This is a genomic window from Acidovorax sp. SRB_24 (assembly GCF_012931925.1).
The window spans coordinates 1-8845 of sequence record NZ_MWOM01000100.1 but is presented as its reverse complement, the minus strand read 5'-3'; the positions used below and the strand labels follow the sequence as shown (position 1 = coordinate 8845).

The 8845-nt window shown below is 63.7% G+C and carries 7 protein-coding genes and 1 pseudogene; 4 read left to right on the top strand and 4 right to left on the bottom strand.

What is annotated here, in order from left to right; translation table 11 throughout:
• The first annotated feature begins 123 nt into the window (after positions 1–123).
• The 4 genes from B2J89_RS20005 (at position 124) to B2J89_RS19990 (ending at position 5626) form a co-directional block, all read left to right on the top strand.
• Complete coding sequence (locus tag B2J89_RS20005) at positions 124–1329, top strand: acetyl-CoA C-acetyltransferase (RefSeq protein ID WP_169170635.1); 1206 nt, start codon at positions 124–126, stop codon at positions 1327–1329.
• An 18-nt stretch (positions 1330–1347) separates the two neighbouring features.
• Positions 1348–3519, top strand: coding sequence for a 3-hydroxyacyl-CoA dehydrogenase NAD-binding domain-containing protein (locus B2J89_RS20000; RefSeq protein ID WP_169170634.1), 2172 nt, complete (start codon positions 1348–1350; stop codon positions 3517–3519).
• Between the two features lie 273 nt (positions 3520–3792).
• Complete coding sequence (locus B2J89_RS19995; RefSeq protein WP_169170633.1) at positions 3793–4719, top strand: retron St85 family effector protein; 927 nt, start codon at positions 3793–3795, stop codon at positions 4717–4719.
• A complete protein-coding gene (locus tag B2J89_RS19990; protein WP_371809106.1) occupies positions 4607–5626 on the top strand; it encodes a retron St85 family RNA-directed DNA polymerase in 1020 nt (339 codons plus the stop codon). Before B2J89_RS19995 ends, B2J89_RS19990 begins: the two co-directional genes overlap by 113 nt.
• 426 nt (positions 5627–6052) lie before the next feature.
• On the opposite strand, the pseudogene B2J89_RS19985 reads toward B2J89_RS19990, so the two are convergent.
• The 4 genes and pseudogenes from B2J89_RS19985 to B2J89_RS19970 all read right to left on the bottom strand — a co-directional run.
• Positions 6053–6399: pseudogene (locus tag B2J89_RS19985) on the bottom strand (3-keto-5-aminohexanoate cleavage protein); the annotation flags it as partial.
• Between the two features lie 36 nt (positions 6400–6435).
• Positions 6436–7212, bottom strand: coding sequence for an enoyl-CoA hydratase (locus B2J89_RS19980; RefSeq protein WP_169170631.1), 777 nt, complete (start codon positions 7210–7212; stop codon positions 6436–6438).
• Between the two features lie 49 nt (positions 7213–7261).
• Positions 7262–8086 (bottom strand): acyl-CoA thioesterase II, encoded by an 825-nt coding sequence (locus tag B2J89_RS19975; RefSeq protein ID WP_169170630.1) that lies wholly within the window; start codon positions 8084–8086, stop codon positions 7262–7264.
• 28 nt (positions 8087–8114) lie between these two features.
• Positions 8115–8845 (bottom strand): alpha/beta fold hydrolase (locus tag B2J89_RS19970; RefSeq protein ID WP_169170629.1); only part of this gene is annotated, 731 nt, incomplete at its 5' end.

The following is an 8845-nucleotide window of genomic DNA, read 5'->3' as shown; positions in this document are numbered from 1 at the left end:
GCACAGCGGCACAGCGGCACAGTATGCAAGCTCTATCAAAAGGAAGAGCCACAAAACGAGATTTACACAAAGCAAACGCTTCGCACAAACATATACTGCCGCAGAACATACCGGAGACACGCCATGACCGAAGCCTATGTATTCGACGCCATCCGAACGCCACGCGGCAAAGGCAAAAAGGACGGCAGCCTGCATGAGGTCAAGCCGATCAGCCTGCTGGTCGGCCTGCTCACCGAACTGCAGGCGCGCCACCGCTTCGACACCGCTGCAGTGGACGACATCGTCATGGGCATCGTCTCGCCGGTGGGCGAGCAGGGCTCGGTGCTGCCCAAGGTGGCGGCGCTCAAGGCCGGGTGGGACTTTCGCTGCGCCGGCGTGCAGGTCAACCGCTTCTGCGCATCGGGATTGGAAGCCGTGAACCTGGCCGCGCAAAAAGTGCGCAGTGGCTGGGAAGACCTGGTGGTGGCCGGCGGCGTGGAGAGCATGAGCCGCGTGCCCATCGGCTCCGACGGCGGCGCCTGGGCGCAAGACCCTGCGACCAATTCAGAAACGCTGTTCGTGCCCCAGGGCATCGGCGCCGACCTGATCGCCACGCTGGACGGCTACACACGCGCCGACGTGGACGCCTTCGCGCTCGAATCGCAGCGCCGCGCCGCCGCCGCGCGCGCGGCGGGCCACTTCAAGCAATCGGTCGTGCCCGTGCGCGACTTCATCGGCCAGACCATCCTGGCGGAAGACGAGTTCATCAAGCCCCACACCACGCTCGAAGGCCTCGGTGCGCTCAAGGCCTCGTTCGAGCAGCTCGGCGCCATGGGCTTTGACGCCGTGGCGCTGCAGCGCTACCCGCAGGTCGAGCGCATCCACCACGTGCACCACGCGGGCAATTCGTCCGGCATCGTCGATGGCGCGGCTGCCGTGCTGATCGGGAACGGGGCCGCAGCCCAGGCCCACGGCCTCACGCCGCGCGCGCGCATCGTGGCCACGGCGCTCAGTGGCGCCGACCCCACCATCATGCTCACCGGCCCCGTGCCCGCCGCGCAGAAGGCGCTGGCGCGCGCGGGCATGACCATCGACCAGATCGACCTGTTCGAAGTGAACGAGGCCTTTGCCGCCGTGCCCATGCGCTTCATGCGTGAGCTGGGTGTGCCGCACGACAAGGTCAACGTGAACGGCGGCGCCATCGCCATGGGCCACCCGCTGGGCGCCACGGGCGCCATGATCCTCGGCACCCTGATCGACGAGCTGCACCGCCGCCAGCTGCGCTACGGCCTCGCAACCCTCTGCGTTGGCGGCGGCATGGGCATCGCGACGATTGTTGAACGCGTCTGACCGGCAGGAGACAAGAACATGCAAACCATCCGCTACGAACTGGTCAAAGCCCAGGACACCGAGGGCCAGGTCGCCGTCATCACGTTTGACGAAGCCAACTCCCCCGTCAACACCATGTGCCGCCAGTGGCAGCAGGGGCTGGGCGAGGTCACGGCGCAGGTGCTGGGCGACCGCGAACGCCTGGGCGACGCGCTCAAGGGCATCGTGCTCGCCTCCGCCAAGACCAGCTTCTTCGCGGGTGCCGACCTCAAGGCCACCATGCGCCTCACGCCGGCCGATGCGCCGGCCGTGTTTGGCGAGATCGAGCGCATGAAGAAGCACTTCCGCACGCTCGAAACCCTGGGCATCCCCGTGGTGGCCTGCCTCAACGGCGCGGCGCTGGGCGGCGGGTGGGAGGTGGCCCTGGTCGCGCACTACCGCATTGCCGTGGCCGACCCCAAGATCCAGTTCGGTCTGCCCGAGGTCACGCTCGGCCTCATGCCCGGCGCCACCGGCGTGACCAAGATGACGCGCCTGCTGGGCCTGCTCGGCGCGCAGCCCTATCTACTGGAAGGCAAGCTCTTCAACCCCGCCGAGGCGCTGGAGCTGCAACTGGTGCACGAGCTGGTCGCCACGCGCGAACAGCTGCTGCCCGCCGCCCTGGCCCACATCGCCACGCACCCGCACGCCGTGCAGCCGTGGGACGACAAGAATTACAAGATGCCCGGCGGCACGCCCGCCAACCCCAAGATTGCTGGCGCCCTCACCGTCGCGCCCGCCATGCTCAAGAAGACCACGCGCGGCCGCTACCCAGCACCCGAGGCCGCCCTGGCCACCATGGCCGAAGGCGCGTTGGTGGACTACGACACCGCCCTGCGCATCGAAAGCCGCTACCTCGCCCGCCTGATGACCGGCCCCGTGGCGCGCAACATGATCAACACCTTCTTCTTCGACATGAACGCGATCAAGAGCGGCAAGTCGCGCCCTGGCACGGCGCCACGCTACAAGCCGCAAAAGGTCGGCATCCTGGGCGCCGGCATGATGGGCGCCGGCATCGCCTGGGCCCAGGCCAGCCGGGGCATCACCACCGTGCTCAAGGACGTGAGCGCCGAGAAGGCCGAGGCCGGCAAGGCCTACAGCGCCAAGCTCACGCAAGCCTGCGTGGACAAAGGCCGCATGACCGCCGAGGCGCAACAGGCGCTGCTCGCACGCATCACGCCCACCGCCAATGCCGCCGACCTGGCGGGCTGCGACCTCCTCATCGAAGCCGTGTTCGAAAGCCGCGACCTCAAGGCCAAGGTCACGCAAGAGGCCGAGCCACAACTGGCGCCCGGCGGCTTCTTTGCCAGCAACACCTCCACCCTGCCCATCAGCGGCTTGGCCACTGCAAGCAGCAGGCCCGAAAAGTTTGTCGGCATCCACTTCTTCAGCCCCGTGGACAAGATGAAGCTGGTCGAGATCATCCGCGGCAAGCAGACGGATGACGAGACCGTGGCCCGCGCCTTCGACTACGTGCAGGCCCTGGGCAAGGTACCCATCGTGGTCAACGACTCACGTGGCTTCTACACCAGCCGCACCTTCGGCATCTTTGTGATGGAAGGCGCCGCCATGCTGGGCGAAGGCATCCCCGCCGCCGCGATTGAAAACGCCGCCATGCAGGCCGGCCTGCCCGTGGGCCCGCTGGCCGTGCTGGACGAAACCGCGCTGTCACTCAGCGTGCACGTGCTGGACCAGACCCGCGCCGACTACGCGGCCGAAGGCAAGACGTATTCCGCCACGCCCGGCGAGCTGCTGGTGGAGCGCATGGTCAAGGAATTGAAGCGCCCCGGCCGCGCCGGTGGCGGGGGCTTTTACAACTACCCCGCAGGCGCCAAGAAGCACCTGTGGCCGGAGCTGCGTGGCTTGTTTGAGAAATCAGATGCCGCGTGGAGCGTGCAGGAAATCCAGGACCGTCTGCTCTACCGCCAGGCCATTGAGACCGCGCGCTGCCTAGCCGAGGGCGTGCTGACCAGCGTGCATGACGCGAACATCGGGTCGATTTTTGGGATTGGGTTTCCGGCTTGGACAGGGGGGGCGATGCAGTTTATTTACGGAACTGGGGTGGATGCGTTTCGCAAGAGGGCTGACGAACTCGCGAGAACTTACGGGCATGGTTTTGAAGTAGGTTCGAATGTCGCGGAGGCAATAAGAAGAGTGCAACCGCAACATTGATGGGGCAGAAGCAACGGTCTTTATGCGATAGCACGCGACGCATGTCTGTTACTTCTTGACGCTGTTCATAGTTCAACGCTACGATCTCAAGTTCTTACGCGCTTCTACGTTGAGGGGTTACGTAGAAATTGTCGGGCGTTTCGCCAGACTCGTATCGATTGAGTGCATTTACCGCTGCGAAACCGGCTTCGGGTTTTCCTGCGGGCACTCGGAAAACCCGAAGCCGGTTTCGCAGCGCAATTTTGGTAAGAGCTATAAAACGCACAAGGAAAGATGAGGGACGCACTTCTCGCAAAGATCGATCTTTTGGCATCGCGATTGAAGCCCTATCAGGGCTTCATTTTTTTGTGCGGTGGTCCCACTGACATCACATCTGTGCGCCCAGTTTCCATACGCGATGCGATCCATCGCGAACTGGCTAGACATAGAGACATTGATGACCGCATTCGCGTTGCAGAAGACTACAAGGACTGGTCACACGACGCAATTTATCGCGATCTTGTTTCCTTCGAGCGGCATCTGGCGGAGCTCTCTTCGGTAATTGTTCTCGTACTCGAAAGCCCCGGTTCTATTGCGGAGCTGGGACTGTTCTCGATCATCGATGAGTTCAAGAATAAGTTGCTAGTTTTTATAGAAACAAGTCACTACCAAGAGGACTCGTTCATCAAGCTTGGGCCGATCAACTACCTAGAAAAAACTCACAACAACGCCGCCGAGTGCCACCGCTGGACTCAAGGACGAGGTGCCGGGGTATTTGATCCAGCAGCGGCTGAGCAGTTGCAGCCGGAGCTGGCTGAGGCGATCAAACTGAGGGCGGGAAAGCCCACTCCTGAGCGCAATTTTGATCCCAAAAACTGGTTGGACTCCGCGTTGCTAACCTGTGACTTGCTTGGGTTGTGCTCCGCACTAACGATTCGCGAGTTGCGCCAACTCCTCGTTGGGTTGGGATGTAACCGCTCTGAATCCGAAGTCAAGCAAATTGTCTTTCTACTTGAGCGGGTTGGGCTTCTGACAATGGAGCCGAAAGGAGATCAGCGCTTCTACATCAGCATTACCGAGCGAGAGCACGTGAAGTTCACCTTCAAGGATGAGAACTTCGACATCATGCGCTTTCGATCAGATCTGCTCGCAAACTATGCAGCAGAGGACAAAAAGCGCTTTCGCGCTATTCAGGATGTACGGAGTCGCTATGCTGCTTGACAGTTCAGGGCTCCTACATCGCATGTCTTCAGAACTGGGCATGCTGCCCTCGCATCTATCCCTCATCATCAGGACAGCGCCTCTCAGATACAAGGTCTTCGAGATTCCAAAAAAGGCAGGGGGCTCACGAACGGTCGCTCAACCAGCACGAGAAGTTAAAGCCATTCAGCGTTGGGTAATACGCGAACTCACAGCCCACTTACCTATTCACGAAGCAGCGATGGCCTACCGCCCAGGCGTCTCAATCAGAAGAAATGCAGAACTTCATGCGGCGAGTCGATACATGCTGAAGTTGGACTTCACCAACTTTTTTCCGTCGATTCTCCGCAGCGACATCAGCTCTCATCTTCAATGTCACTGTTCCAACATTTTGAGTCCTGACGCATGTGAGCTGGTTGCGCACGTTTGTTGTTGGGCTCCCGATCGAAGTCCTCCGCTACGTCTGTGCATTGGTGCCCCGAGTTCACCACTGCTTTCAAACAGCATCATGTTTGAGTTCGACAATCTGCTTGCCTCCATATCTTCAGCAGAAGGGGTCACGTACACGAGGTACGCCGATGACATAACACTGTCTTCGCGTGAACGCGGGAAGATTGATCGCTACGAAAGAGTCGTCAGAGACTTACTTGCAGGGCTCGACTTCCCTAAGCTCAAGATCAACGCTGGAAAAACTGTCTATGCGTCTCGAGCCGGGAAGCGCGTTGTGACAGGCCTAGTCCTAACACCCGAGGGAGACGTTTCAATTGGACGGGACCGGAAACGCCTCATTCGTGCGATGTACCACCGAAGCGTCTTGAATGAACTCCCAGAGAAAGAAGCTCAGGAGTTAGCAGGACTAATCGCTTTCGCGGACAGCATTGAGCCAGGATTTTCTGCACGTTTGAAACGTCTTCTCCCCAGGAGTTGAAAGCATGGCACTAGCGAGCCAAAGCCCATCGGTTCCAACCCTAAAATCCTCGCGCGCCGTACACGGGCGCCCTCCCCAGCTCGGCCACGCTCTCGCGAAAACGTCCTTGTATTTTGTTCATCAGCCATGTAGGTTGGGTTAGCGCAGCGTAACCCGAGACCACCGCCCGACGTGCCCTGTGGGTGTCAGTTTACGCCCTTGCAGGCTAACCCGACCTACTGGCCGCACTATCAACCCACAGGGGGAACTCACTTCTTCTCTGATAGCTATCAGCGCTTATCCACAGGGCGCAAAGCGTCAATTTGAATCAAATTCAAACCCACCGCGAAGGCCGCAGGCGCTTACCTTGCAAATTGATCGTTCGGCGATCAATTTGCAAGGATGCCGATTCCAGAGAAGAGCTGACCACTTCCCAGGCTGAGGAGATCAGATGGCCGCCGTAGCCGCCGACTCCTTAAAACCCAACATCCCCCGCGCCTCCCGCGGCGACGCCACCTCCCGCCCGCATTCCGCGCCAGCTGCTCAATCAACGGCCCATTCGAATCCGCCTTGGCTCCATCCGACAGATAGAACGTGTCTTCCAGCCCCGTGCGCAGATGCCCGCCCAGCTCGGCCACGCGCTGGTGCACGGGCCAGATCTCGCTGCGGCGATGGCGGTGGACAGCCAGGGGGGTGTCCTTGATCTTGAGCTTGAGCAAAATGGGCAGCAGGTCCGGGTCGGCGGGCATGCCGGATTCGACGCCCACCGCGAAGTTGTATTCCAGCACGCCCTTCAGCCAGCACGCCGGCCGCCCCTTCGGGGTCGGCCTTCAGTGGGCGCTGAAGTCCGGGCGCCGTTTTTCCATGAACGCCGTGAAGGCTTCGCGCGCTGCAGGCTCGCGCAGCATACGGCCGAAGCTGGCGCCTTCCTCGGCCATGCGTTCCAGCACAGGTTCGAGCATGCCCTTCTTCATCAGGCGCTTGGTCTCGATGAGCGACGACAGCGGCTTGGCGGCGAGCTTGCGTGCCTGCGCCTGGGCGATGGCGTTGCATTCGGTGGGCGGCACTACTCGGTTGACCAGGCCCACCTCCATGGCGGCCTCGGCCATGAAGGGCTCGCCCAGCAGCAGGGCCTCGGCCGCACGGTGGTAGCCCAGCAGGCGCGGGGCCAGCAGGCTGGACGCCGCCTCGGGGCACAGGCCCAGGTTCACGAAGGGCATGGAGAACGCGGCGTTGTCGCCCGCATAGACCAGGTCGCAGTGGAACAGCATCGTCGTGCCAATGCCCACGGCGGGGCCGCAGACGGCGGCCACCAGGGGCTTGGGAAAGGCGGCAATGGCGTGCAGAAAACGGAACACCGGTGCGTCCTGTTCGGCCGGCGGCTGCGCCAGAAAGTCGCCGATGTCGTTGCCGGCGCTGAACACCGTGATGTCGCCCTGCAGCAGCACGGCGCGCACGCTGGCGTCGGCCTCGGCCTGCGCCAGCGTGTCGGCCAGCGTGGCGTACATCGCGCGGGTCAGGGAGTTCTTCTTGTCGACGCGGTTGAGGGTGATGGTGGTGACGCCGGCTTCGGTGTGCACCAGGATGTCTTGCGGGGTTGCGCTCATGCTCGGGGGTTCCTTGAGAAGGGGGTGGATGGTGCGGGCAGGCCCGCCATCACTCTTTGAAATAGACGATCTGGTGGCTGGTCGCCAGCATGGCGCCGGCCTCGTTCCACAGCTGCACGGTCTGGTCGAAAAAGCCGTTGCGAAACTCCTGCCCGCGCGCCTGGCCCAGCAGGTAGCCCGTGCCCGTGGCTTCCAGTTCGGCGGCGTTGGCATGGAAATACACCGTGATCGACACCGTTCCCGCCGGCACGCGCACCGCGCGGCGCAGCCACACGCGCGGAAAGAAGACGTCGGCCAGCGCGGCCAGCGCACAGAAGTCGAGCGGGCGCGCCGGCTCGTCGCGCATCCACAGCTGGCTCAGGCTGCTGTCGCCCTGGCCCTCCCAGCGCTCGGGCAGCTCGCCGACGACGGGGCGCATCTCATAGCGGCGCAGCCACTCCACGCCCATGGCCGGCGTGATGCGCGGCAGCGCCGCGGGCTGCGGCACGGCGGGCATGGGCATGTCGCCCAGGCTCCAGGTGTCGCGGCGCACGGCGGTGACGGCCGTGGCCGTGGTGGTGATCTGGGGCGTGCCCTGGGCGTCGGCCTGGAACAAGGTGATGGTCCAGTGCTGCGTCGAGCGGTTGGTGCGCACCGGCACGGCCTGCACCGTGAACTCCCCGGCCGCCTGCGCGACCGCGTAGTTGACCGTGAGCGACAGGGGCTCGCCCAGCAGGTCGGGGTGTTCCAGCACGGCCCGCAGTGCGACGGCCGCCGTGATGCCGCCGAACGGGCCAACCATGTTCCAGTAGCCGGGGCTGGTGTGCCCGTGGTACTGCCCAGCGGTGGTGGACGTGAGCGCAAGCGCCTTGTCCAAAGGATGGTGTGTGGTCATGGTGTCCAGTGTGCCGCGAAATCCGCCCTCATGCCGTCGTGCCGGTGACTGCGGCGCTGCCGCCCTCCAGGCCCGCCAGCGCCCGCACCGCGCGCGGCCACAGGCTGCCCCGGAACTGGTCGCGAAAGAAGCCGAAATGGCCGATGCGCGGCGCCTGCGCGTCGGCCGGCGCGAGCGACTCGACCTGGCGCGGCGCGTTCGCATACAGCGCCAGCAGGTGGTGCGTGCCGCGCAGGGTCATGAGCTCGTCGTCGCGCATCGACCAGGCCAGCACCGGAAAGCGCACGGCGCCATAGCTCTGCTCCGCCGCCGCGCCCTCGGCGCCCACGCTGTAGCGCGGGTTCAGGCACCAACGCCGCCACTGCAGGATCACGCCGGCCGGCAGGTCGCCCACCTTGCGCAACGCGGCCCCGGGAAAGTAGCCGCAGATGCGCGTGGCCAGCGGCACCAGCACCCACCAGAAGTACGGCACCAGGCGCCTGAGCCGTGGCGCGTTGTCGCGCCAGTAGCCGCTGCCGGCCGCAATGGCCAGCAACCCGTCCACCTGCCCCGGGTTGCGCATCAAGCCCGGCAGCTGCGCGCCGAGGCTGTGGCCCAGCAGGAACAGCGGCTGCGCCGGCAGCGCGGCCTTGGCGGCGGACACCACGGCTTCGTAGTCCCGCGCCCAGTCGGTCAGATCGGCCCGCACATCGCGCAGGTGCCCCTGCAGCGAGTCGCCATGGCCCCGGTAGTCGAACGTGGTGACGCGAAAGCCCTGCT

Coding starts and splice junctions, on each gene's coding strand:
- B2J89_RS20005 (WP_169170635.1), top strand. CDS start 124: ATGACCGAAGCCTATGTATTCGACGCCATCCGAACGCCACGCGGCAAA.
- B2J89_RS20000 (WP_169170634.1), top strand. CDS start 1,348: ATGCAAACCATCCGCTACGAACTGGTCAAAGCCCAGGACACCGAGGGC.
- B2J89_RS19995 (WP_169170633.1), top strand. CDS start 3,793: ATGAGGGACGCACTTCTCGCAAAGATCGATCTTTTGGCATCGCGATTG.
- B2J89_RS19990 (WP_371809106.1), top strand. CDS start 4,607: ATGAGAACTTCGACATCATGCGCTTTCGATCAGATCTGCTCGCAAACT.
- B2J89_RS19980 (WP_169170631.1), bottom strand. CDS start 7,212: ATGAGCGCAACCCCGCAAGACATCCTGGTGCACACCGAAGCCGGCGTC.
- B2J89_RS19975 (WP_169170630.1), bottom strand. CDS start 8,086: ATGACCACACACCATCCTTTGGACAAGGCGCTTGCGCTCACGTCCACC.